Source organism: Tepidimonas sediminis (assembly GCF_007556605.1).
GTDB classification, from domain to species: Bacteria; Pseudomonadota; Gammaproteobacteria; order Burkholderiales; family Burkholderiaceae_C; genus Tepidimonas; species Tepidimonas sediminis.
The window spans coordinates 83,854-105,686 of record NZ_VJND01000001.1; the positions used below are offsets into that span (position 1 = coordinate 83,854).

The 21,833-nt window shown below is 72.4% G+C and carries 23 protein-coding genes; 21 read left to right on the forward strand and 2 right to left on the reverse strand.

What is annotated here, in order from left to right:
* Window positions 1-5 precede the first annotated feature (5 nt).
* Window positions 6-1,460 carry a DUF294 nucleotidyltransferase-like domain-containing protein gene (locus Tsedi_RS00405; protein WP_246099121.1) on the reverse strand — a complete coding sequence of 485 codons (1,455 nt, stop codon included), beginning with the start codon at window positions 1,458-1,460 and terminating at the stop codon, window positions 6-8.
* Window positions 1,461-1,549: 89 nt separating this feature from the next.
* Here Tsedi_RS00405 and Tsedi_RS00410 point away from each other — a divergent pair, with 89 nt between their 5' ends.
* The 5 genes from Tsedi_RS00410 to rplI all read left to right on the forward strand — a co-directional run bounded on the left by Tsedi_RS00410 (window position 1,550) and on the right by rplI (window position 5,139).
* Window positions 1,550-3,637 (forward strand): sodium:solute symporter family protein, encoded by a 2,088-nt coding sequence (locus Tsedi_RS00410; RefSeq protein ID WP_246099122.1) that lies wholly within the window; start codon window positions 1,550-1,552, stop codon window positions 3,635-3,637.
* Window positions 3,638-3,701: 64 nt separating this feature from the next.
* The gene (gene rpsF / locus Tsedi_RS00415) at window positions 3,702-4,070 is read left to right on the forward strand and encodes a 30S ribosomal protein S6 (protein WP_143892500.1); all 369 of its coding nucleotides are present in this window, start codon (window positions 3,702-3,704) and stop codon (window positions 4,068-4,070) included.
* Entirely contained in the window at window positions 4,067-4,384 is a 318-nt protein-coding gene (priB, locus tag Tsedi_RS00420; protein ID WP_281280117.1) for a primosomal replication protein N, read from the forward strand. Before rpsF ends, priB begins: the two co-directional genes overlap by 4 nt.
* Window positions 4,385-4,393: 9 nt before the next feature.
* Entirely contained in the window at window positions 4,394-4,672 is a 279-nt protein-coding gene (gene rpsR, locus Tsedi_RS00425) for a 30S ribosomal protein S18 (RefSeq protein ID WP_143892504.1), read from the forward strand.
* Window positions 4,673-4,686: 14 nt separating this feature from the next.
* Window positions 4,687-5,139 carry a 50S ribosomal protein L9 gene (gene rplI / locus Tsedi_RS00430; protein ID WP_143892507.1) on the forward strand — a complete coding sequence of 151 codons (453 nt, stop codon included), beginning with the start codon at window positions 4,687-4,689 and terminating at the stop codon, window positions 5,137-5,139.
* 119 nt (window positions 5,140-5,258) lie between these two features.
* On the opposite strand, the gene Tsedi_RS00435 is transcribed toward rplI, so the two are convergent.
* Window positions 5,259-6,080, reverse strand: coding sequence for an outer membrane protein assembly factor BamD (locus tag Tsedi_RS00435; protein ID WP_143892509.1), 822 nt, complete (start codon window positions 6,078-6,080; stop codon window positions 5,259-5,261).
* 44 nt (window positions 6,081-6,124) lie between these two features.
* On the opposite strand from Tsedi_RS00435, the gene Tsedi_RS00440 reads away from it, so the two are divergent.
* From Tsedi_RS00440 to hflC, 16 genes are all read left to right on the forward strand, one after another.
* The gene (locus Tsedi_RS00440; protein WP_246099123.1) at window positions 6,125-7,150 is read left to right on the forward strand and encodes an RluA family pseudouridine synthase; all 1,026 of its coding nucleotides are present in this window, start codon (window positions 6,125-6,127) and stop codon (window positions 7,148-7,150) included.
* 3 nt (window positions 7,151-7,153) lie between these two features.
* Window positions 7,154-7,729, forward strand: a complete 576-nt coding sequence (gene scpB, locus Tsedi_RS00445) for an SMC-Scp complex subunit ScpB (protein ID WP_143892513.1) — start codon at window positions 7,154-7,156, stop codon at window positions 7,727-7,729.
* Window positions 7,726-8,760, forward strand: coding sequence for a pseudouridine synthase (locus Tsedi_RS00450; RefSeq protein WP_185970527.1), 1,035 nt, complete (start codon window positions 7,726-7,728; stop codon window positions 8,758-8,760). The genes scpB and Tsedi_RS00450 overlap by 4 nt, the downstream gene beginning before the upstream one ends.
* 33 nt (window positions 8,761-8,793) lie before the next feature.
* Window positions 8,794-9,219, forward strand: a complete 426-nt coding sequence (ndk, locus tag Tsedi_RS00455) for a nucleoside-diphosphate kinase (RefSeq protein WP_143892516.1) — start codon at window positions 8,794-8,796, stop codon at window positions 9,217-9,219.
* Between the two features lie 8 nt (window positions 9,220-9,227).
* Window positions 9,228-10,382, forward strand: a complete 1,155-nt coding sequence (rlmN, locus tag Tsedi_RS00460) for a dual-specificity RNA methyltransferase RlmN (RefSeq protein ID WP_143892518.1) — start codon at window positions 9,228-9,230, stop codon at window positions 10,380-10,382.
* Window positions 10,379-11,191, forward strand: coding sequence for a type IV pilus biogenesis/stability protein PilW (gene pilW / locus Tsedi_RS00465; protein WP_143892520.1), 813 nt, complete (start codon window positions 10,379-10,381; stop codon window positions 11,189-11,191). The genes rlmN and pilW overlap by 4 nt, the downstream gene beginning before the upstream one ends.
* Window positions 11,184-12,107, forward strand: a complete 924-nt coding sequence (locus Tsedi_RS00470; RefSeq protein ID WP_143892522.1) for a helix-turn-helix domain-containing protein — start codon at window positions 11,184-11,186, stop codon at window positions 12,105-12,107. Before pilW ends, Tsedi_RS00470 begins: the two co-directional genes overlap by 8 nt.
* Window positions 12,108-12,114: 7 nt before the next feature.
* The gene (gene ispG / locus Tsedi_RS00475; protein ID WP_143892524.1) at window positions 12,115-13,425 is read left to right on the forward strand and encodes a flavodoxin-dependent (E)-4-hydroxy-3-methylbut-2-enyl-diphosphate synthase; all 1,311 of its coding nucleotides are present in this window, start codon (window positions 12,115-12,117) and stop codon (window positions 13,423-13,425) included.
* On the forward strand, window positions 13,422-14,726 hold the full coding sequence (hisS, locus tag Tsedi_RS00480; RefSeq protein ID WP_143892526.1) for a histidine--tRNA ligase: 1,305 nt from the start codon (window positions 13,422-13,424) through the stop codon (window positions 14,724-14,726). The genes ispG and hisS overlap by 4 nt, the downstream gene beginning before the upstream one ends.
* Before the next feature lie 55 nt (window positions 14,727-14,781).
* The gene (locus tag Tsedi_RS00485) at window positions 14,782-15,447 is read left to right on the forward strand and encodes a YfgM family protein (protein ID WP_143892529.1); all 666 of its coding nucleotides are present in this window, start codon (window positions 14,782-14,784) and stop codon (window positions 15,445-15,447) included.
* Window positions 15,444-16,592 (forward strand): outer membrane protein assembly factor BamB, encoded by a 1,149-nt coding sequence (gene bamB, locus Tsedi_RS00490; RefSeq protein ID WP_143892531.1) that lies wholly within the window; start codon window positions 15,444-15,446, stop codon window positions 16,590-16,592. Before Tsedi_RS00485 ends, bamB begins: the two co-directional genes overlap by 4 nt.
* Window positions 16,589-17,941: a ribosome biogenesis GTPase Der gene (der, locus tag Tsedi_RS00495; RefSeq protein ID WP_143892533.1), complete on the forward strand. Its 1,353-nt coding sequence runs from the start codon at window positions 16,589-16,591 to the stop codon at window positions 17,939-17,941. Before bamB ends, der begins: the two co-directional genes overlap by 4 nt.
* A gap of 82 nt (window positions 17,942-18,023) precedes the next feature.
* Window positions 18,024-18,272 carry an RNA chaperone Hfq gene (gene hfq, locus Tsedi_RS00500; protein WP_143892535.1) on the forward strand — a complete coding sequence of 83 codons (249 nt, stop codon included), beginning with the start codon at window positions 18,024-18,026 and terminating at the stop codon, window positions 18,270-18,272.
* A gap of 5 nt (window positions 18,273-18,277) precedes the next feature.
* Window positions 18,278-19,459: a GTPase HflX gene (gene hflX, locus Tsedi_RS00505; protein WP_246099124.1), complete on the forward strand. Its 1,182-nt coding sequence runs from the start codon at window positions 18,278-18,280 to the stop codon at window positions 19,457-19,459.
* A gap of 15 nt (window positions 19,460-19,474) precedes the next feature.
* Window positions 19,475-20,848 (forward strand): FtsH protease activity modulator HflK, encoded by a 1,374-nt coding sequence (gene hflK / locus Tsedi_RS00510; protein ID WP_143892537.1) that lies wholly within the window; start codon window positions 19,475-19,477, stop codon window positions 20,846-20,848.
* A gap of 20 nt (window positions 20,849-20,868) precedes the next feature.
* Complete coding sequence (hflC, locus tag Tsedi_RS00515) at window positions 20,869-21,777, forward strand: protease modulator HflC (protein ID WP_143892539.1); 909 nt, start codon at window positions 20,869-20,871, stop codon at window positions 21,775-21,777.
* The last annotated feature ends 56 nt before the right edge of the window (window positions 21,778-21,833 follow it).

Genomic DNA, 21,833 nt, shown 5'->3' on the forward strand with positions numbered 1-21,833 from the left:
CGTCGTCACAGCCGCCCGGCCAGGTAGCGCTTTTCCAGCACGCCCTGCAGGTCCTTGACCACCGCGAAGGCGTCCTTCAGGTGGCGCCGCTCCAGATCCGACAACTCCTCCAGACGCAGGTGGTTGTCGGCGGCGTGCCCCGCCTCGAGCAGCCGCGCCTGGTGCTGCACGCGCAGCGTGGTCAGGAACTCCAGCGCATCGACCAGGTCGCGTGCGCGCGCGGCGCTGATTTCGCCGCTTTCGGCGCTGTGCAGCAGCCGCTCGCGCGTGTTGACGGCGGCAATGCCGCCAGCCAGCGCGTAAACGCGCGCCAAGTCGATGATCGGCACGATGGCGCCGTGCTTGAGGTCGATGGTGCCGGCGTGCTCGCCGTGGCGGATGGTCTGCAGGTGACCGAGCCAGTTCAGCGGCGGCGTGTGCGTCAGCGCATTGCCGACCATGTGCGCCAGGAAGATGCGCTGCGACGGCGTACGCGCCAGCACCTCGGCGCGCAGCGTCTCCAGCAGGCTGCGCTCGCCGGCGACGAAGCGCTGGTCGAAGAACACGCAGGTCAGCATCAGCGCCTTGGGGTCGGGCGTGTCGATCCAGCGCCGGAAATACTCGCGCCAGCGCGCCAGCGGCTGGCGCCACTGCGCCGTCATCGCCATCATCTCGCCCGGGCAGTAGACGTAGCCGCAGGCGTTGAGGCCGTCGCAGACGAAGCGCGCCAGCGCCTCGAAGTAGGCGCCGTGGCGCGCCTCGTCGTAGGCGTCGTCCAGCACCAGGCAGTTGTCCTGGTCGCTCTTGGCGGTCTGCTCGTTGCGACCCTGCGAGCCGGCAGCCACCCAGGCGTAGGGTACCGGCGCCGGCCCCAGCTTGCGCTCGGCCAGCTGCAGCAGCCGCACGGTCAGGGCGTCGGTCATCGCCGACACCACCCGCCCCATGGCGTGCGCGCTGGTGCCGGCGGCGACCAGCTGGCGCTGCAGCGCGCCGATGCGGCTGGCCACCTGCCGCAGATCCTCCACGTCGTCCTGCTGGTGGATGGCCTGTGCCAGCACCACCGCCGAGTCGCTCTGGCGCTGGTGCAGGTCGGTGCTGGAGATCAGCCCGACCACGCGGCCGCCGTCGGTCACCGGCACGTGGTGGATGTTGAGCCGCGCCATCAGCAGCAGCGCATCGAAGGCCGCATCGCCGATGTCCACCGTCTGCAGCGCGGTGGTGGCCACCTCGATCACCGGTCGCTGCGGATCCAGCCCGACGGCCAGCACCCGGTTGCGCAGGTCGCGGTCGGTGACGATGCCCAGCAGCGCCCCGTCCTGCGTCACCAGTACCGAGGAGACGCCGTGCTCGCGCATGCGCTGGGCGGCGGCGCGGATCGGCAGCTCCGGCGGCACGCACACCGGCGCGCGGCGCAGCAGCGCGCGCACCGGCGTGGTGCTCAGCGTCAGACTGTCGTCGAGGGCAGGGGCGGGGTCGGACATCGGGCGCATGGCGACACGCTAACATCGGCATCGTACACCTCGCTGACGGCGCCGCCGCGCTCCGCGGCGGGGCACCCTGCCGAATGCCGATGCGAACGAACGCCGACGACGCCGCCTACCGCCGCCAGCTGGTGCGGCTGTACGCGCGCTTCACGCTGGCGTTCCTGGCCTTCACGCTGCTGCTGGCGGCGCTGGAGCGACTGGGCTGGTCGCGCACCCTGATCGGCGTGGTGTTCCTGCTGGCGACGCTGGCGGTCTACGCCACCATCGGCATCCTGACGCGCACGGTCGATCCGGTCGAGTACTACGTGGCCGGGCGGCGCGTGCCGGCGCCGTTCAACGGCATGGCGCTGGCGGCCGACTGGCTGTCGGCGGCGTCCTTCATCGGGCTGGCCGGCACGCTGTACCTGCAGGGCTACGGCGGGCTGGCGTTCGTGCTGGGCTGGTCGGGCGGCTTCGTGCTGGTGGCGGTGTTCCTGGCGCCGTACCTGCGCCGTTTCGGCCAGTTCACCATCCCGGACTTCCTGGCCGAGCGTTACGGCGGGGCGGTGCCGCGCCTGATCGGGGTGGTGGCGCTGGTGCTGTGCTCGTTCATCTACGTGGTGGCGCAGATCGTGGGTGTCGGGCTGATCACCTCGCGGCTGACCGGGCTGGCCTTCGAGGTCGGTGTCTTCCTCGGCCTGGGCGGCATCCTCGTGTGCTCGTTCCTCGGCGGCATGCGCGCCATCACGTGGACGCAGGTGGCGCAGTACATCGTGCTGATCGTGGCCTTCGTCGCGCCGGTGCTGTGGCTGTCGCTGAAGCAGACCGGCTCGCTGCTGCCGCAGCTCGGCTACGTGGCGCAGCTGCAGCAGGTCAGCGCGCGCGAGCAGGCGCTGCGCGAAGCCGCCGACGAGCGCCACGTGCAGCGCGTCTGGGCGCACCACGCGCACGTGCTGGCCGAGCGCCTGCGCGACCCGGCCGCGGCGCTGCAGCGCGAGCGCGCGCAGCTGGAGGGGCACCTGGAGGCGCTGCGCCTGCTGGGGGCGGAGGCAGGCGAGATCGCCGCGGCCGAGCGGGCGCTGGCGCGCCTGCCGCGCGACGCCGAGGCCGCGCGCATGCTGTGGAGCCAGCAGCTGGCGCAGGCACAGGCGCGCGCGCAGCCACTGGGGGGGCTGCCGCCGCACGCCCAGCCCTTTGCCGGTGCGCCCGATGGCGAGCCGGCGCAGCGCGCCGCATTCGAGGTCTCGCGACGCAACTTTCTGGCGCTGGTGTTCTGTCTGGTGGTGGGCACGGCGGCGCTGCCGCATCTGCTGGTGCGCTTCTACACCGTGCCCAGCGTCGCGCAGGCGCGGCAGTCGGTGGCCTGGGGCATCGTCTTCATCGCCGCGCTGTACCTGACGGCGCCGGCGCTGGCGGTGCTGGTCAAGCACGAGGTGTTCACGCAGCTCGTCGGCACGCGCTTCGACGAGCTGCCCGCCTGGGTGGCGGCCTGGAGCAAGGTCGATCCGGCCCTGCTGTCGGTGCGCGACGTCAACCGCGACGGCGTGCTGCAGCTGGGCGAGATCACGCTCGGGGCGGACGTGATCGTGCTGGCCGCCGCCGAGATCGCCGGCCTGCCATACGTCATCGCCGCGCTGGTGGCCGCCGGCGGCATGGCCGCGGCGCTGTCCACCGCCGACGGGCTGCTGCTGGCCATCACCAGCGCGCTCAGCCACGATGTCTATTACAAGACGCTGGCTCCGGCGGCCCTGACGGCGCGCCGCGTCACGCTGTCCAAGGTGGTGCTGCTGGTGGTGGCGCTGCTGGCCGCCTACGTGGCCGCGCACAAGCCCGCCGACATCCTGCTGCTGGTGGCGGCGGCGTTCTCGCTGGCGGCCTCGGCATTCTTCCCGGCGCTGGTGCTGGGCATCTTCTGGTCGCGCGCCAACGGGCCGGGCGCGGTGGCCGGCATGCTGGTCGGCATGGGCGTGACGCTCGGCTACGTGGCGCTCAACCAGCCCTGGCTGCGCGGCCTGCTGGGCCTGGAAGGTGGACCGTGGCTGTGGTGGGGCATCGAGCCGATCGCCGCCGGCGTCTTCGGCGTGCCGGCAGGCGCGGCCGCGCTGGTGGTGGTCAGCCTGCTGACGCCGGCGCCATCGGCGGCGCGGCGCGCCTGGGTGCGGCGCCTGCGCATGCCGGGTGGGCCCGAGTTATAATGAAAGGCTTCCTTGCTGCACCCGTCTGACGCCGGGGCGGCAGTTCATTCCACAAGGAGAGTCCATGCGTCACTACGAGATCGTGATGCTGATCCATCCGGATCAGAGCGAGCAGGTGCCCGCCATGCTGGAGCGCTACAAGGGCATGATCACCGCCGGCGGTGGCATCATCCATCGCGTCGAGGACTGGGGTCGCCGCCAGCTGGCCTACCAGATCAACAAGCTGTCCAAGGCCCACTACCTGTGCCTCAACATCGAGGCCGGCAAGGAGGTCATGGCCGAGCTCGAGACGGCGTTCCGTTTCAATGACGCCGTGCTGCGCCACCTGGTGGTGCAGAAGAAGAAGGCCGAGACCGCGCCCTCCGCGATGATGAAGGCGGTCGAGCGCGAGGAGGCCCGCAAGGCCCAGGCCCAGCAGGAGGCCGCGGCCTGAGCCGCGCTGGCGCGTCCGCGGACGCCGTCAACCGGCTGGAGCTGATGGCGCGGCTGGCCGAGCGGGCCCCGCTGCGCTATACCCCCGCCGGCGTGGCCGCGCAGGACGTGGTGCTGGAGCACCAGTCGCTGCAGGCCGAGGCGGACGGACGGCGCGTGGTGACGCTGCGCCTGAGGGCGGTGGCCTTCGGGGAGCTGGCCGAGCGGCTGGCGCGCATCGTCCCGGGGCAGGAGCTGGCGTGCCGCGGCTTTCTCGTCTCCACGCGCCGGGGTCACGGCGTCGTCTTCCACATCCAGACATTCGAAACGCAGTAGGAATCCATCATGGCTGCACCGCAACGCAACACGGGCAACCGCCCCAAGCGCACCAGCAACAACCCGCTGTTCAAGCGCAAGAAGTTCTGCCGCTTCACCGTCGCCGGCGTCGAGGAGGTCGACTACAAGGACATCGACACGCTGAAGGACTTCATCGCCGAGAACGGCAAGATCATTCCGGCGCGCCTGACCGGCACGCGCGCGATCTATCAGCGCCAGGTGGCCACCGCCATCAAGCGCGCGCGCTTCCTGGCCCTGCTGCCGTACACCGACCAGCACCGCGTCTGAAGGAGCCCGCCACCATGCAAGTCATTCTGCTCGACAAGGTCGTCAACCTGGGCAACCTCGGCGACATCGTCAAGGTCAAGGACGGCTACGCCCGCAACTACCTGATTCCGACCGGCCGTGCGCGCCGCGCCACCCAGGCCGCCATCGACGAGTTCAACGCCCGCCGCGCCGAGCTGGAGAAGGCCGCCGCGGCCAAGCTGGCCGAAGCGCAGGCGCTGGCCGAGAAGCTGGCCGGCCACACCGTGCGCATCACGCAGAAGGCCGGCGTGGACGGCCGCCTGTTCGGCTCGGTGACCAACCACGACATCGCCGCCGAGCTGACCAAGGCCGGCTTCCCGATCCACAAGTCGCAGGTGCGCATGCCCAACGGCGTCTTCAAGAACGTCGGCGACTACACGGTGCAGATCGGCCTGCACACCGACGTCGTGGTCGACGTCAACGTGCAGGTGCTGGGCGAAACGGTCTGAGCCGTGCGTCCAGGGCGGCGGGTCATGCCTGCCGCCATCCGGGAGACGAGGCCACCCGTGCGGGTGGCCTCATGCGTTGGAGGGCGCGGGCGGTCAGTGCGGGGCGCGCCGCTGGCGGCTCACCACAGCTTCCACCACGGACCGCTGTCGCGCTGCAGGCCGCGCGTCAGGAATACGCTGCCGGGGAAGTTGGCCTCCAGCACGCGGCGCGCATCGCGCGCCTGCTCCTCCATGCCCAGCGCCTCGTAGGACTTGTACAGGATGTACAGCGCTTCCTCGACGGCCGGCACGTTGGGATAGTCCCGGATGGCCTGCTGGGCGCGGTTGATGGCCGCCACGTGCGCGCCGCGCCGATGGTAGTAGCGGGCGATGTGCACCTCCGACTGCGCCAGCGCGTTGACGATGTAGACCATGCGCTGGCGCGCATCGGGGGCGTAGCGCGAGTCGGGGAAGCGCTCCACCAGCTCCTTGAAGGCCTCGAACGAATCCTTGGCCGCCTTCTGGTCGCGCTCCGACAGATCCTGCTGCGACAGGAAGCCGAACAGGCCCAGGTTGTCGTTGAAGTTGACCAGGCCCTTCAGGTACAGCGCGTAGTCCAGCGCCGGGCTGGCGGGGTGCAGGCGCATGAAGCGCTCCAGCGTCGCGATCGCCTGCGCCGGCTCGCCGTTCTTGTAGTGCGCGTAGGCCTTCTCCAGCTGCGCCTGCTGCGCCAGCGGCGTGCCGGCCGCGCGGCCCTCCAGCTTCTCGAAGTACTGGATCGCCTTGTCGTAGTTGCCGGCGGCGCGCTCGTCCATCGCCTCGGCGTAGAGCTTGTTGGGGCTCCAGCCAGCGGTGACGTCCTTCTCCGGGCCGCTGGCGCAGCCGCCCAGCAGCGCAACAAGCAGGGCCGTCCCCAGCAGCGGACGACGCAGGAAGGCGGCGGATAATGTGCGGGATTTCATCGGGTGGCGCCCCAGACGGCGCGCAGCCGCGCCAGCTAGACAAGATGGAAAAAATTATAGAGGTCGACCGGCCCGACGACGGCGCCGACGAGGAGGCCGACGCTGCGGTCGAGTGGCGCACGCTGGCGGTGGACGCGGCGGGCCACGGACAGCGGCTGGACCGATGGCTGGCGATGGCGCTGGACGGGCTGTCGCGCAGCCACCTGCAGCAGCTCGTCATGCAGGGGGCGGTGCAGGTCGACGGCGCCACGGTGACCAAGTGCGCACGCCGGCTGCGCGCGGGCGAGACGGTGGCCGTCGAGTTGCGGCCCACACCGCAGGCACAGGCGTACGCGCCGCAGCCGATGGGGCTGCCGGTGGTGTACGAGGACGAGCACCTGCTGGTGCTGGACAAGCCGGCTGGTCTGGTCGTGCACCCGGGCGCCGGGCACTGGAGCGGCACGCTGCTCAACGGGCTGCTGGCGCATCATGCCGGGGCGGCCGCGCTGCCGCGCGCCGGCATCGTGCACCGGCTGGACAAGGACACCAGCGGGCTGATGGTGGTGGCCAAGAGCGCACGCGCGTACGAGGGTCTGGTGGCGGCGATCGCCGCGCGCCGCGTGCGGCGCATCTACGTGGCGCTGGCGCAAGGGGCCTGGAGCGGGGCGGCCGAACGTCGCGTGGAGGCGCCGATCGGGCGCGATCCGCGCCAGCGGCTGCGCATGGCCGTGCATCCGTCCGGCAGCCCCGCGGCGCGCGTGGCGCGCACCGATGTGCGCGTGCTCGACCGCGCCGCGGCGGCCACGCTGATCGGCTGCCGGCTGCACACCGGCCGCACGCACCAGATCCGCGTGCACCTGGCCTGGCTCGGCCATCCGCTGGTGGGCGACGCGCTCTACGGCGGCCGTCCGCTGGCCGGTCTGCAGCGTCAGGGGCTGCATGCGGCGCGGCTCGGGCTGCGCCACCCGGTGGGGGGTGGCTGGCTGGCGTTCGACAGCGCGCTGCCGCACGACCTTGGCGCGGCCGTGCAGGCGCTGGCGCTGCACTACAATCCCGCGCTCCTTTGGCCGGCGCAGGAAGAGCAGGAGTAGCGCATGGACCGTGACGAGGCGCAGCAGGTGCTGGAGGCCGCGCTGTTGTGCGCTGGCCGGCCGCTGACGCTGGCGGAGCTGACGGCGCTGTTCGACGGCGCCCTGCCGGGCGCCGAAGTGCAGGCGGCGCTGCAGGCGCTGCAGCGCGCCTGGGATGGCCGCGGGCTCGCGCTCGTGCAGGTGGCCGGCGGCTGGCGCTTCCAGACGCGGCCGCACGTACACCCGTTCCTCGAGCGCCTCAACCCCGAAAAGCCGCCGCGCTACAGCCGCGCGGTGCTGGAGACGCTGGCGGTCATCGCCTACCGGCAGCCGGTCACGCGCGGCGACATCGAGGCCATCCGCGGCGTGACGGTGGGCACGCCGATCCTGCGGCAGCTGGAGGAGCGCGGCTGGATCGAGGTGGTCGGACACCGCGACACCGCGGGGCGCCCGGCGCTGTACGCCACCACGCGCCAGTTCCTCGACGACCTCGGTCTGGCGTCGCTGGCGTCGCTGCCGGCGCTGGAGGCTGACGCCGACCCCACCCCCGAACTGCCCGGGCTGGCTGCGGCCGACCCCCTTTCCGAGACCACGACATGACCGCTTCCCGCCCTCCCGTTTCCGCGACGCCGCCGGCGCGTCGGCCGCGCGCCTCCGCGGGGGCCGACGTCTCCGTCAAGCTGCACAAGGTGCTGGCCCAGCTCGGGCTCGGCTCGCGCGCCGACATGGAGCAGGCCATCGCCGCCGGCCGCGTCACCGTCAACGGCCAGCCGGCGCACGTCGGCCAGCGGGTCGCCGCCGGCGACGTCATCAAGGTCGACGGCCGGCCGGTGCGCTGGCAGCCACAGCCCACCCGGCTGCCGCGCGTGCTGGCCTACCACAAGCCGGCAGGCGAGGTGGTGACCCTGGACGATCCGCAGAACCGCCCGACCGTGTTCGGGCGGCTGCCGCGGCTGCGCAGCGGCAAGTGGATGGCGGTGGGCCGGCTCGACCTCAACACCGAGGGGCTGCTGCTGTTCACCGACAGCGGCGAGCTGGCCAACCGGCTGATGCACCCGCGCTTCGGCCTGCAGCGCGAGTACGCGGTGCGGGTGCTCGGGCCGCTTGCGGCCGAGGAGCGGCAGCGCCTGCTGGAGGGGGTGACGCTGGAGGACGGGCCGGCGCGCGTGCTGGCGCTGGAGGAGGCCGGTGGCAGCGGCGCCAACCGCTGGTACCGCGTCACGCTGGCCGAGGGACGCAACCGCGAGGTGCGGCGCCTCTTCGAGGCGGTCGGACACGTCGTCAGCCGCCTCATCCGCGTGCGCTACGGCACGGTGCTGCTGCCGCGCGGCCTGCGCCGCGGGGCCTGGGTCGAGCTGGAGCCGGCGGCGGTGCTGGAGCTGATGGCACAGGCCGGCATGGCGCCGCCGCAGCGCCCCGCCGCCCCGCGGCGCCGCGGCGCCGCGGGGCGCGGGGCAGGCCCCCGTCCCAGCCGGCCCAGGCCGCCGGCTGGCGCCACCAGGACGGCCGCTTCGGCGGCAGCTTCCGGCAAGTCCGGGGCGGCGAAAGAGGCTGTGGCGAAGGACGGCAGACGGGCGGCGGCACCCGCCGCCGCAGCGACGGTTGCACCGCGCAAGCGCCGCAAAGGCTAAAATGCCGGGTTTTGTAATCCTTGAACGAATACCATGGCCATCGAACGCACCCTTTCCATCATCAAGCCCGACGCCGTCGCCAAGAACGTCATCGGCCAGATCTACAGCCGCTTCGAGGCGGCCGGTCTCAAGATCGTGGCGGCCAAGATGGTGCACCTGTCGCGCCGTGAAGCCGAAGCCTTCTACGCCGTGCACCGCGAGCGTCCGTTCTTCAAGGACCTGGTCGATTTCATGGTCTCCGGTCCGGTGATGGTGCAGGTGCTGGAAGGCGAGAACGCCATCGCGAAGAACCGTGAGCTGATGGGTGCCACCGATCCGAAGAAGGCCGCCCCCGGCACGATCCGCGCCGACTTCGCCGAGAGCATCGACGCCAACGCGGTGCACGGTTCCGACGCGCCGGAAACCGCCGCCGCCGAGATCGCGTTCTTCTTCCCCGGCATGGCGATCTACTCGCGCTGAACCATGTCATGACGGCCAATTTGCTCGACTTCGACCTCGAGGGGTTGGCCGCCTTCTGCGAGCGGCTGGGCCACAAGCGCTTCCGCGCGGTGCAGCTGTTTCGCTGGATCCACCAGAAGGGGGTGGCGCGCTTCGAGGACATGACCGACCTGGCGCGCGACCTGCGCCAGCAGCTGGCTGAGGTGGCCACGGTGCGCGCGCTGCCGGTGCTGGCCGAGCAGGTCTCGGCCGACGGCACCATCAAGTGGCTGTTCGACGTCGGCGACGGCAACGCCGTCGAGTCGGTCTACATCCCCGAGGACGACCGTGGCACGCTGTGCGTGTCCAGCCAGGCCGGCTGCGCGGTCGGCTGCCGCTTCTGCTCCACGGGGCACCAGGGCTTCAGCCGCAACCTCACCACCGGCGAGATCATCGCCCAGCTGTGGCACGCCGAGCACGCGCTGCGGCGCCGCTTCGGTACCTCCGAGCGCGTCATTTCCAACGTGGTGATGATGGGCATGGGCGAGCCGCTGCAGAACTACGCCGCACTGGTGCCGGCGCTGCGCGTGATGCTGGACGACCACGGCTACGGCCTGTCGCGGCGGCGCGTGACGGTGTCCACCTCCGGCGTGGTGCCGATGATGGAGCGCCTGGCGCAGGATTGTCCGGTGGCGCTGGCGGTGTCGCTGCACGCCCCCGACGATGCGCTGCGCGACGAGCTGGTGCCGCTGAACCGCAAGTACCCGCTGGCCGAGCTGCTGGACGCCTGCCTGCGCTACCTGCCGGCGGCGCCGCGCGACTTCATCACGTTCGAATATTGCATGCTCGACGGCGTCAACGACACGCCGGCGCACGCCGAGCGGCTGATCGCGCTGTTGCGCGGCCACCGCGGCCGCGGCGTGCCGTGCAAAGTCAACCTGATCCCGTTCAACCCCTTTGCGCAGTCGGGCCTGCGGCGCTCGCCGCGGGAGGCAGTCAAGGCGTTCGCCGACCGGCTCAACGCCGCCGGCATCGTCACGACGATTCGCAAGACGCGCGGCGACGACATCGATGCGGCCTGCGGCCAGCTGGCCGGCGACGTGCGCGATCGCACGCGCGCCGCCGAGCGGCTGGCGCGGCGGCGTGTGCTGCCGCTGCGCCCGGAGCGGGGGCGCACGTCCGCGCCGGAGGTGGCGTCGTCATGATCGTCGGGCCGACGGGGCGGCACACCGTGCCGTGGCTGCTGACGCTGCTGCTGGCGGCGGTGCTGGCCGGCTGCGCGGGCGGACCGCGTCCGGGCGGGGCAGGGCAGGACTGGATCACCGAATCCGACGAGCCGCCGCAGCGCAAGCGTGCCCGCACGCGCGTGGAGCTGGCCGCCGGCTACTTCGAGCAAGGGCAGCTGACGGTGGCCCTGGACGAGGTCAAGCAGGCGATCCAGATCGATCCCACCTACGCCGCGGCCTTCAACCTGCGCGGCCTGATCTACACCGCGCTGCGTGACCAGCGTCTGGCCGAGGACAGCTTTCAGCAGGCGCTGCGGCTCGACCCGCGCGATGGCGACACGTGGCACAACCTGGGCTGGATGTACTGCCAGGACGGGCGTTACCCGGCCTCGTTCGACGCCTTCCGCCGTGCGCTGGAGGCGCCCGCCTACCGGGGGCAGCCACGCACCTGGCTGGCCTGGGGCGTGTGTCAGGCGCGCGCCGGTCAGCCGGCCGAAGCCGAGCGCACGCTGGCGCGCGCCTTCGAGCTCGACCCCGGCAACCCGATCACGATGTACAACCTGGCGCTGCTGCTGCACCAGCGCGGCGACGACGCGCGCGCGCAGTTCTACGCGCGCCGCCTCAACAACTCGGAGCTGGCCAACGCCGAGTCGCTGTGGCTCGGCGTCAAGATCGAGCGGCGGCTGGGCAACCGCGAGGCGGCCGCGCAGCTGGGTGAGCAGCTGCGGCGGCGCTTCCCGGCCTCGCGCGAGGCCGGCGCGCTGGAGCGGGGGGCGTTCGATGAGTGAACCCGAGGTGTCGCCGCCGGCTCGTGCCGAAGACGCCGGCGCGCTGCTGCGCCAGGCACGCGAGCGCGCCGGCGTGCACATCGCCACGCTGGCCGGCATGCTCAAGGTGCCGGTGCAGCGCCTGCAGGCGCTGGAGGACGGTGCCTACGACGCGCTGCCCGACGCCACCTTCACGCGCGCGCTGGCGCTGTCGGTGTGCCGGGCGCTCAAGATCGATCCGGCGCCGGTGTTGGCGGCCTTGCCGACCAGTGAGGCGCCCCGGCTGACACCCTCCAGCGGCGATCTGGACACACCGATGCCGCGCAAGGGGGCGGTGCCGGCCTTCTCCGATGCGGCCGCCGCCACGGCGCGGCGCGGCCCGTTGCTGCTGGCCCTGCTGCTGTTGCTGGCGGCGGCGCTGGCGTGGTGGGGTCTGCCCGCCGGGCTGCTCGACCCGGTGCCGGCACCCGCCGCGTCCTCCGTGGCCGAGCCGGTGGCCACGTCCCCCGCGGCCATGCCGGCCCAGCCTGCGCCGGCCGGCTCCGGGCCGAGTGGCACCGTGGCCGGCGGCGTGGCGGTGTCCGACGCCCTCCCTTCCTCGGCCCCTGCGCCAGCCGCATCGGAGCCCGCCGCCCGTGAGCCAGCGCCGGGCGCGGCCGGCGCCGCCGCCCCTGCCGGCGGGCAGACCGCCGAGGCGGCGCCGGCTGCGCTGTTGCTGCGCGCGTCGGCTTCCAGCTGGATCCAGGTCACCGGCGCCTCCGGCCGCGTGCTGCTGCAGCGCAACGTGGCGCCCGGCGAGACGCTGCGCTTCGATGAGGATCTGCCGCTGGCGGTGGTGGTCGGGCGGGCCGACGCCACGCAGGCCGAGGTGCGCGGCCGGCCGCTGGATCTGGCGGCACTGGCGCGCAACAACGTGGCCCGCTTCGAGGTTCGCTGACGCATCCATGGACGCCAAGACCAGGGCCGCCGATCGAGCGGCCGCCGACGATCGCCCGATCCCGCTGCCGGCCGCCGCGCCGCGCCGCTCGCGCCAGGGGGTGGTGAGTTGGGGCGCGCACCGCGTCACCCTCGGGGGGGATGCGCCGGTGCGCGTGCAGTCGATGACCAACACCGACACCGCCGACGCCATCGCCACCGCGATCCAGGTCAAGGAGCTGGCGCAGGCCGGCTCGGAGCTGGTGCGCCTGACCGTCAACCACGACGAGGCCGCGCGCGCGGTGCCGCACATCCGCGAGCAGCTCGACCGCATGGGCGTGCCGGTGCCGCTGATCGGCGACTTCCACTTCAACGGCCACCGGCTGCTGCACGATCACCCGGACATGGCGCAGGCGCTGTCCAAGTACCGCATCAACCCCGGCAACGTGGGCCGCGGCGACAAGAAGGACCGGCAGTTCGCGCTGATGGTGGAGGCGGCGCTGCGCTGGGGCAAGCCGATCCGCATCGGCGTCAACTGGGGCAGCCTGGACCAGGAGCTGCTGGCCGAGCTGATGGACGCCAACGCGCGCCGCGCGCGGCCGTGGGATGCGCGGCAGGTCATGTACGAGGCGTTGATCACCTCCGCGCTGGCCTCGGCCGAGCGCGCGCAGCAGCTCGGCATGAAGCCCGAAGATATCGTGCTGTCGTGCAAGGTGTCGCACGTGCAGGATTTGATCGCGGTCTATCAGGAGCTGGCGCGCCGCTGCGACCACCCGCTGCACCTGGGTCTGACCGAGGCCGGCATGGGCGCGCGCGGCGTGGTGGCTTCCACCGCGGCGCTGGCGGTGCTGCTGCAGCAGGGCATCGGCGACACCATCCGCGTCAGCCTCACGCCGCAGCCCGGTGAGCCGCGCACGCAGGAGGTGGTGGTGGCGCTGGAGATCCTGCAGGCGCTGGGGTTGCGCGCCTTCGTGCCCAGCGTCACCGCCTGCCCGGGCTGCGGCCGCACCACCAGCACCGTGTTCCAGGAGCTGGCCAAGCAGATCGACGACCACCTGCGCGCCGCCATGCCCGAATGGCGCCGGCGCTACCCCGGCGTCGAGAACCTGAAAGTGGCGGTGATGGGCTGCATCGTCAACGGCCCGGGCGAGAGCAAGCATGCCGACATCGGCATCAGCCTGCCCGGCACCGGCGAGGCGCCCGCCGCTCCGGTGTACGTCGACGGCCAGAAGGTGGCCACGCTGCGCGGCGAGCGCATCGCCGAGGACTTCCGCCAGATCGTCGAGGATTACGTGGCGCGCCGCTGGGGCCGGCGTGCCGAGGCACAAGGCAACGCATGAGCGAACGCATCACCGCCGTCAAGGGCATGAACGACATCGCGCCGCCGCAGTCGGCGCACTGGGAGTGGCTGGAGGCGCGCGTGCGCACCGTGCTGCAGCGCTACGGCTACCGCAACATCCGCACGCCGATCGTGGAGCCGCTGACGCTGTTCGTGCGCGGGCTGGGCGAGGTCACCGACATCGTCGAGAAGGAGATGTACGCCTTCGAGGATCGGCTCAACGGCGAGCAGCTGGCGCTGCGGCCGGAGGGCACGGCCGGCGTGGTGCGCGCGGTGGTGGAGCATTCGTTGCTCTACGACGGGCCGAAGCGCTTCTACTACATGGGGCCGATGTTCCGGCACGAGCGGCCGCAGCGCGGGCGCTACCGCCAGTTCCACCAGATCGGGGTGGAGGCGTTGGGCCTGGCCGGGCCGGAGGTGGATGCCGAGCTGATCGCGATGGCGGCCGACCTGTGGCGCGAGCTCGGGTTGCAGGACGTCACGCTGGAGCTCAACACGCTGGGCCAGCCGGCCGAGCGTGCCGCGCACCGGCAAGCGCTGATCGCCTACTTCGAGCGGCACCGCGATCAGCTCGACGAGGACGCGCGCCGTCGCCTCCACACCAACCCGCTGCGCATCCTCGACACCAAGAACCCGGCGATGCAGGCGCTGGTGGAGGGCGCGCCGCGGCTGCTGGACCACCTGGGGTCGGCCTCGCGCGCACACTTCGAGACCGTCTGTGCGCTGCTGGAGGCGCTGGGCATCGGCTACCGCGTCAACCCGCGGCTGGTGCGCGGGCTCGACTATTACCAGCACACGGTGTTCGAGTTCGTCACCACGTCGCTGGGCGCCCAGGGCACGGTCTGCGCCGGCGGGCGCTACGACGGGCTGATCGCCGAGCTGGGCGGCAAGCCCGCGCCCGGGGTGGGCTGGGCGATGGGCGTGGAGCGGATCCTGGCGCTGCTGGAGGCGCAGCAGCGCCTGCCCGCGGCGCCGGTGCCCGATGCCTACGCGATCGTGCCGGATGCGGCGGCCTGGCCGCGCGTGCTGCCGGCGCTGCGCGCGCTGCGCGCCGCCGGCGTGCAGGTGCTGATGCACGCCAGCACCCCCGAGGGGCTGGCCAGCATGAAGGCGCAGTTCAAGAAGGCCGACGCCAGCGGTGCGCGCTACGCGCTGATCTTCGGCGCCGACGAGCTGGCGCAGGGCATGGTGGCGGTCAAGCCGCTGCGCGCCGAGGCCGCGGGCGCCATCGTGCAGCAGGTGCTGCGCCCGCTGGACGGCGTGGCCGCCTGGGCGGGCGAGCTGCTCAGCCGCGGCGCCTGAGCGGCGCGCCGCGCACCCCCTACAATGCGGCGCCAACGCACGTGACGGACGATCCATGGCCGCCTACGATCTCGAAGAACAGGAACAGCTCGCCCAGCTCAAGGCCTTCTGGGCCCGGTGGGGTGGCCTCATCACCTGGGCGCTGACGGCCGCGCTGCTGTCCTACGCCGGTTGGCAGGGCTGGCAATACTGGCAGAACCGGCAGGCGTTGCAGGCCGCGGCGCTGCTGGACGAGCTGGAACAGGGCGCCCAGGCGGGCGACGCGGCGCGCGTGCAGCGCGCGCTGGCCGACCTGCAGGCCCAGGCCGGGCGCACCGCGCAGGCGCGCCTGGGGGCGCTCGTGGCCGCGCGCTCGTTGGCCGAGGCCGAACGGGCCGATGAGGCGCGCGCGGCGCTGCGCTTCGTGATCGGGCGGCGCGACGATGACGAGATCGCCGCGGTGGCGCGGCTGCGCCTGGCGGGGTTGGCGCTCGATGCCGGTCAGCTGGAGGAGGCGCAGCGCCTGCTGGATGCCCCGGTGCCGGCGGCCTTCGAGCCGTGGCGCGCCGACCGGCTGGGCGACCTGCGCCAGCGCCAGGGCCAGGCCGAGGCGGCGCGCGAGGCCTGGCTGAAGGCCTGGCGCGGCCTGGACGGTGACGTCGGCTGGCGCGGCATCGTCGAAGCCAAGCTCAACGCGCTCGGCGTCGATCCGGGCGCCAGTCAGGGAGGGCAGCAGCCATGACCATGCTCGCACGTGGGGGCAGGCGGCGCTGGCAGGCCGTGGCCGCGCTGCTGACCGGCGTCGTGCTGCTGGGGGCGTGTGCCTCTGGCGCCAAGAAGCCGCAACCGGCGCCGCTGGAGCCGGTGGTGCCACTGGTGGAGGCGCGCCAGGTCTGGCGACAGCAGGTCGGTCCGGTCGATGCGCTGCTGGTGCCGGTGGTGCGTGACGGCCAGCTGGCGGTGGCCAACGCGGCCGGCGAGGTCAGCGTCTTCGACGGCGAGGGCGGCAGCCTGCGCTGGCGCGCCGCGGCCGGCGCGCCGATGGCCGCCGGCGTCGGCTTCGACGGCCGCCGCGCCGCGCTGGTGACGCGTGACGGCGAGCTGGTGGCGCTGACGCCAGCCGGCGTGGCGTGGCGCCAGCGCCTGTCGGCACGCGTCTACACCGCGCCGCTGGTGGCGGGCGAGCGTGTCTTCGTGCTGGCCGGCGACCGCAGTGTCAGCGCGTTCGACGCGCGCACCGGCGCGCGCCTGTGGCAGTACACCAGCCGCGGTACCGAGCCGCTGGTGCTGCAGCAGACCGGGCTGCTGACCGCGGTGGGCAACACGCTGGTGGCCGGCATCGGCGGTCGCCTCGTGGGACTGGATCCGGACGACGGTCGCGTGCGCTGGGACGCGGTGATCGGGCGCACGCGCGGTGCCACCGAGATCGAGCGGCTGGTCGATCTCGTCGGCCGCGCCGGGCGCGACGGCGACGTGCTCTGTGCGCGCGCGTTCCAGGCCGCCATCGGTTGCGTGGATGCCGCCAGCGGGCGCCTGTTGTGGACACAGCCGGCGGATGGCGCCACCGGCGTGCAGGCCGATGCCGACCGTGTCTACGGGGCCGAGGCCAACGGTCGCGTCATCGCGCTGGCGCGGCGCGACGGCGCGCGCCTGTGGGTCAACGAGCGGTTGCTGCACCGGGGCCTGACCGCCCCGCTGGCGATCGGCCGCTCGCTGGCCATCGGCGATGCGCAGGGTTACGTGCACCTGCTGGCCCGCGCCGACGGCGCCATGCTCAACCGCCTGCCCACCGACGGCTCGGCGATCGTCGACGGACCGCTGGCGGTGGGCAACACGCTGATCGCCGTCACGCGCAACGGCGGCGTCTACGCCTGGCGGCCGCAATGACGCGCCCGACGCCGGTGGTGGCGTTGGTCGGGCGGCCCAACGTCGGCAAGTCCACGCTGTTCAACCGCCTCACGCGCAGCCGCGACGCGCTGGTGGCCGACCTGCCGGGCCTGACGCGCGACCGCCACTACGGCCAGGCGCGCTGGGGTGGACGCGACTTCATCGTCGTCGACACCGGCGGCTTCGAGCCGAGCGCCGAGCAGGGCGTCGTGCGCGAGATGGCCAAGCAGACGCGGCAGGCGGTGGCCGAGGCCGACGTGGTGCTGTTCGTCGTCGACGCGCGTGCCGGGCTGACGGCGCAGGACCACGACATCGCCGCCTATCTGCGCCGCCTCGGCAAGCCGGTGGTGCTGGTGGCCAACAAGGCCGAGGGCATGCGCGAAAGCGGTCAGTGGGCCGAGTTCTACGAGCTCGGGCTGGGCGACGTGGTGCCGGTGTCGGCGGCGCACGGACAGGGGCTGCGCTCGCTGGTGGAGGCGGCGCTGGCGCGGCTCGACCTGCCGCAGGACGACGAAGAGGCGGCCGGGCAAGCCAAGGCACGCGACGACGAGGGGGTCATCCGGCTGGCGGTGGCCGGCCGGCCCAACGTTGGCAAGTCGACGTTGATCAACGCCTGGCTGGGCGAGGAGCGGCTGGTGGCGTTCGACCTGCCGGGCACCACGCGCGACGCCATCCGCGTGCCGTTCGAGCGTCAGGGCCGGCGCTTCGAGCTGATCGACACCGCCGGCCTGCGCCGCAAGGGCAGGGTCTTCCAGGCGGTGGAGAAGTTCTCGGTCGTCAAGACGCTGCAGGCGATCGAGGGCGCGCACGTGGTGCTGCTGCTGCTGGACGCCACCGAGGGCGTCACCGAGCAGGACGCGCACATCGCCGGCTTCATCCTCGACAGCGGCCGCTCGGTGGTGCTGGCGGTCAACAAGTGGGACGCCGCCGACGACTACCAGCGCCAGCTGGTGCAGCGCTCGATCGAGGCGCGGCTGGGCTTCCTCAAGCACGCGCCGCTGCACTTCATCTCGGCGCGTCAGCGCCAGGGCATCCAGGCGCTGTGGGGCTCGATCGTGCGCGCCTATGAATCGGCGATGATCAAGATGCCGACGCCGCTGCTGACCCGTCTGCTGCACGAGGCGGTGGCCTACCAGGCGCCGAAGCGCGCCGGCAACGTCCGCCCCAAGCTGCGCTACGCCCACCAGGGCGGCCACAACCCGCCGGTCATCGTCATCCACGGCAACGCGCTGGAGCATGTCGGCGACGCCTATCGGCGCTACCTCGAGGCGCGCTTCCGCAAGGCGTTCGACCTCGTCGGCACGCCGCTGCGCATCGAGTTGCGCACGCAGGACAACCCCTACGCCTGAGCGCGCCGGCGCACAGGTGGCGATTGTGGTAACTTCGCCGTTCGGTTTTCTTTTTTCACCCCCCACGAACACGGAAGATATCGTGAGCAACAACAAGGCCCAACTCCTTCAGGACCCGTTTCTCAACCAGCTGCGCCGCGAGCACGTGCCGGTGTCGATCTACCTGGTCAACGGCATCAAGCTGCAGGGCCAGATCGAGTCGTTCGACCAGTACGTCGTGCTGCTGCGCAACACGGTGACGCAGATGGTCTACAAGCACGCCATCTCGACCATCGTGCCCGGCCGTCCGGTGCAGTTCACGCCGGCGGCCAGCGCCGAGGGCAACGCCTGAGCGCCGTGCACGCGGCGGCCAACGCCGAATCCGGGGCGACCCCGCCGGGGGTGATCCTGGTCGGGGTCGATCTCGGGCAGCCGCATTTCGATCCGACGCTGGCCGAGCTGGCCGAGCTGGCGCGCAGCGCCGGCTTCGTCGTGCTGGACCGCGTCGTATGCCGGCGCAAGGCCCCCGATGCGGCGCTGTTCGTCGGCAAGGGCAAGGCCGACGAGATCCAGGCGCTGGCGGCGGCGCACGGGGCGCGCGAGGTGCTGTTCGACCAGGCGCTCAGCCCCGCGCAGCAGCGCAACCTCGAGCGGCACCTGAAGCTGCCTGTCAACGACCGCGTGCTGCTGATCCTCAACATCTTCGCGCAGCGCGCGCGCAGCCACGAAGGCAAGCTGCAGGTGGAGCTGGCGCGCCTGCAGTACCTGCAGACGCGCTTGGTGCGCCGCTGGACGCACCTGGAGCGGCAAAGCGGCGGCATCGGCCTGCGCGGCGGCCCGGGCGAGACGCAGATCGAGCTGGACCGCCGCATGATCGCCGAGGCGATCCAGCGCACGCGCAAGCGGCTGGAGCTGGTCAAGCGCCAGCGCAACACGCAGCGCCGCCAGCGCCAGCGCCGCGGCACGTTCGACGTCTCGCTGGTGGGCTACACCAACGCCGGCAAGTCCACGCTTTTCAACGCCCTGGTCAAGGCGCGCGCCTACGCGGCCGACCAGCTGTTCGCGACGCTGGACACCACCACGCGCCAGCTCTACCTGGGGCCCGAGGCCGCTCACGTGTCGCTGTCGGACACGGTGGGCTTCATCCGCGACCTGCCGCACACGCTGGTGGAGGCGTTTTCCGCCACGCTGCAGGAGGCGCGCGAGGCCGACCTGCTGCTGCACGTCGTCGACGTGGCCAATCCGCAGCACCCCGAGCAGATCGAGGACGTGCTGCGCGTGCTGCGCGACATCGGTGCCGGCGACATTCCGCAGGTGCTGGTGGCCAACAAGCTCGACGCGCTGCCCGCAGCGCAGCGGCCGCACGCGCTGCGCGACCAGATGGAACTCGACGGCCGCGTCGTGACTCGGGTCTTCGTGAGCGCCCTGACCGGTGAGGGGCTGCCCGAGCTGCGCGCGGTGCTGGCCGAGGCGGCACGGGCGCATCGGCTGGCGGCCGCCGGCGAAGGCGGCGATGGGGCACAATTGACGTACCCTTGAGAGGAACGAAAGCCGATGAACGACCTGACCCCGGCGGGGCTTGAGCCAGGTGGCGTGCCGTCGCAGCGTGGCGGCGGCCGCGTACGCGCTTGGTGGCGCGGGCTGCGCGGTGTCTTCAACCTCAACGATCCGCGCTGGGGACGGGGCGACGACGGCGGCGGCCAAGACGAGCCGCGGCGCCCGCGCGGCGGGGCCCAGCAGCCGCCGGATCTGGACGAGCTCTGGCGCGACTTCAACCGCAAGCTGGGCGGCCTGTTCGGCGGCCGTGGCGGACGCGGGCAGGGCGGCGACGGCGGACGCGGCGGCTGGGGCGAGGAGCCCTTGCGCCGCCCCGACCCGAAGGGCACCGGCATCGGTATCGGCCTCATCGCCGGCGTGGCGGTGCTGATCTGGCTCGGCACCGGTTTCTTCGTCGTGCAGGAGGGCCAGCAGGCCGTCATCACCCAGTTCGGCCGCTACCACAGCACGGTGGGGGCCGGCTTCAACTGGCGGCTGCCGTACCCGATCCAGCGCCACGAGACGGTGTTCGTGACCCAGATCCGCTCGGTCGACATCGGCCGCGACGCCATCGTGCGCGCCACCGGGCTGCGCGAGTCGGCGATGCTGACCGAGGACGAGAACATCGTCGAGATCAAGTTCGCCGTGCAGTACCGCCTCAGCGATGCGCGTGCCTACCTCTTCAACAGCCGCGACCCGGACGCCGCGGTGGTCAAGGCCGCCGAGACGGCGGTGCGCGAGGTGGTCGGCAAGATGAAGATGGATGCCGCGCTGGCCGAGGAGCGCGAGCAGATCGCGCCGCGCGTGCGCACGCTGATGCAGACCATCCTGGACCGCTACAACGTCGGCATCGAGATCGTCGGCATCAACCTGCAGGCCGGCGGCGTGCGCCCGCCCGAGCAGGTGCAGGCCGCCTTCGACGACGTGCTCAAGGCCGGCCAGGAGCGCGAGCGCGCCAAGAACGAGGCCGAGGCCTACGCCAACGACGTCGTGCCGCGCGCGCGCGGCGCGGCCTCGCGCCTGCTGGAGGAGGCCGAGGGCTACAAGGCGCGCATCGTGGCGCAGGCCCAGGGTGACGCGCAGCGCTTCGCCCTCGTGCAGGCCGAGTACGCCAAGGCGCCGCAGGTCATGCGCGAGCGCATGTACCTGGAGACCATGCAGCAGATCTACGCCAACGTGACCAAGGTGCTGGTCGACACGCGCGCGCAGTCCAGCCTGCTGTACCTGCCGCTGGACAAGATCATGCAGCAGGTCAGCGCCGGCGAGGCTGGCGGCGCTGCCACCGCGGTGGCGCCGCCGCTGGCCGCCGGCGCCGCCTCCGCGGCCGGCGGCAGCGGCCGCGACACGCGCTCGCGCGACGACGCGCGCAGCCGTGACCGTGAAGGGCGTTGACGGAGAGGAAGCGCAAAGCCATGGCCAACCGCATTGGATTCTTCGTCTCGTCGCTGCTGGTGCTGCTGGCGGTGCTGAGCTCCACCATGTTCGTCGTCGACCAGCGCCAGTTCGGCGTGGTGTTCCAGCTCGGGCAGATCCGCAAGGTCGTCACCGAGCCGGGCCTGAACTTCAAGCTGCCGCCGCCGTTCCAGAACGTGTCCTACATCGACAAGCGGCTGCTGACCCTGGAGAGCACCGACACCGAGCCGACGCTGACCGCCGAGAAGCAGCGCGTCGTCATCGACTGGTATGTGCGCTGGCGCATCTCCGACCCGTCGGCGTATATCCGCAACGTCGGACTGGACGAGCGCGCCGGCGCCGCCCAGTTGAACCGCGTGGTGCGCAACGCCTTCCAGCAGGAGGTCAACAAGCGCACCCTGCGCGAGCTGCTGTCCACCAAGCGCGAGGAGCTGATGGCCGCGGTGCAGCGCGAGGTGCTGGCCGCGGTGCGCGGCGCCGAAAAGCCCTGGGGCATCGACGTGGTGGACGTGCGCATCTCGCGCATCGACTACGCCGAGTCGATCACCCGCTCGGTCTATGACCGCATGGAAGCCGAGCGCAAGCGCGTGGCCAACGAGCTGCGCTCCACCGGCTTTGCCGAAGGCGAAAAGATCCGCGCCGAGGCCGACCGCCAGCGCGAGGTGATCCTGGCCGAGGCCTATCGCCAGGCGCAGAAGATCAAGGGCGAGGGCGACGCCGAAGCGGCGCGCATCTACAACCAGGCGTTCGGGCGCGATCCGGCGTTCGCGCAGTTCTACCGCAGTCTGGAGGCCTACAAGGCCACCTTCAGCGGCAAGGGCGACGTGCTGGTCGTCGACCCGTCGTCGGAGTTCTTCAAGGCCTTCCGGGGCTCGGCCGGCGCGGGTGGCGGCGCCGGCGGGCGCTGAAGCCTCGCGCGCCCCGGGCGCAGGCAGGTCGCGCGCTACAATCGCGGCTTTGCCCG

Coding starts and splice junctions, on each gene's coding strand:
- Tsedi_RS00405 (WP_246099121.1), bottom strand. CDS start 1,460: ATGTCCGACCCCGCCCCTGCCCTCGACGACAGTCTGACGCTGAGCACC.
- Tsedi_RS00410 (WP_246099122.1), top strand. CDS start 1,550: ATGCGAACGAACGCCGACGACGCCGCCTACCGCCGCCAGCTGGTGCGG.
- rpsF (WP_143892500.1), top strand. CDS start 3,702: ATGCGTCACTACGAGATCGTGATGCTGATCCATCCGGATCAGAGCGAG.
- rpsR (WP_143892504.1), top strand. CDS start 4,394: ATGGCTGCACCGCAACGCAACACGGGCAACCGCCCCAAGCGCACCAGC.
- rplI (WP_143892507.1), top strand. CDS start 4,687: ATGCAAGTCATTCTGCTCGACAAGGTCGTCAACCTGGGCAACCTCGGC.
- Tsedi_RS00435 (WP_143892509.1), bottom strand. CDS start 6,080: ATGAAATCCCGCACATTATCCGCCGCCTTCCTGCGTCGTCCGCTGCTG.
- Tsedi_RS00440 (WP_246099123.1), top strand. CDS start 6,125: ATGGAAAAAATTATAGAGGTCGACCGGCCCGACGACGGCGCCGACGAG.
- scpB (WP_143892513.1), top strand. CDS start 7,154: ATGGACCGTGACGAGGCGCAGCAGGTGCTGGAGGCCGCGCTGTTGTGC.
- Tsedi_RS00450 (WP_185970527.1), top strand. CDS start 7,726: ATGACCGCTTCCCGCCCTCCCGTTTCCGCGACGCCGCCGGCGCGTCGG.
- ndk (WP_143892516.1), top strand. CDS start 8,794: ATGGCCATCGAACGCACCCTTTCCATCATCAAGCCCGACGCCGTCGCC.
- rlmN (WP_143892518.1), top strand. CDS start 9,228: ATGACGGCCAATTTGCTCGACTTCGACCTCGAGGGGTTGGCCGCCTTC.
- pilW (WP_143892520.1), top strand. CDS start 10,379: ATGATCGTCGGGCCGACGGGGCGGCACACCGTGCCGTGGCTGCTGACG.
- Tsedi_RS00470 (WP_143892522.1), top strand. CDS start 11,184: ATGAGTGAACCCGAGGTGTCGCCGCCGGCTCGTGCCGAAGACGCCGGC.
- ispG (WP_143892524.1), top strand. CDS start 12,115: ATGGACGCCAAGACCAGGGCCGCCGATCGAGCGGCCGCCGACGATCGC.
- hisS (WP_143892526.1), top strand. CDS start 13,422: ATGAGCGAACGCATCACCGCCGTCAAGGGCATGAACGACATCGCGCCG.
- Tsedi_RS00485 (WP_143892529.1), top strand. CDS start 14,782: ATGGCCGCCTACGATCTCGAAGAACAGGAACAGCTCGCCCAGCTCAAG.
- bamB (WP_143892531.1), top strand. CDS start 15,444: ATGACCATGCTCGCACGTGGGGGCAGGCGGCGCTGGCAGGCCGTGGCC.
- der (WP_143892533.1), top strand. CDS start 16,589: ATGACGCGCCCGACGCCGGTGGTGGCGTTGGTCGGGCGGCCCAACGTC.
- hflK (WP_143892537.1), top strand. CDS start 19,475: ATGAACGACCTGACCCCGGCGGGGCTTGAGCCAGGTGGCGTGCCGTCG.
- hflC (WP_143892539.1), top strand. CDS start 20,869: ATGGCCAACCGCATTGGATTCTTCGTCTCGTCGCTGCTGGTGCTGCTG.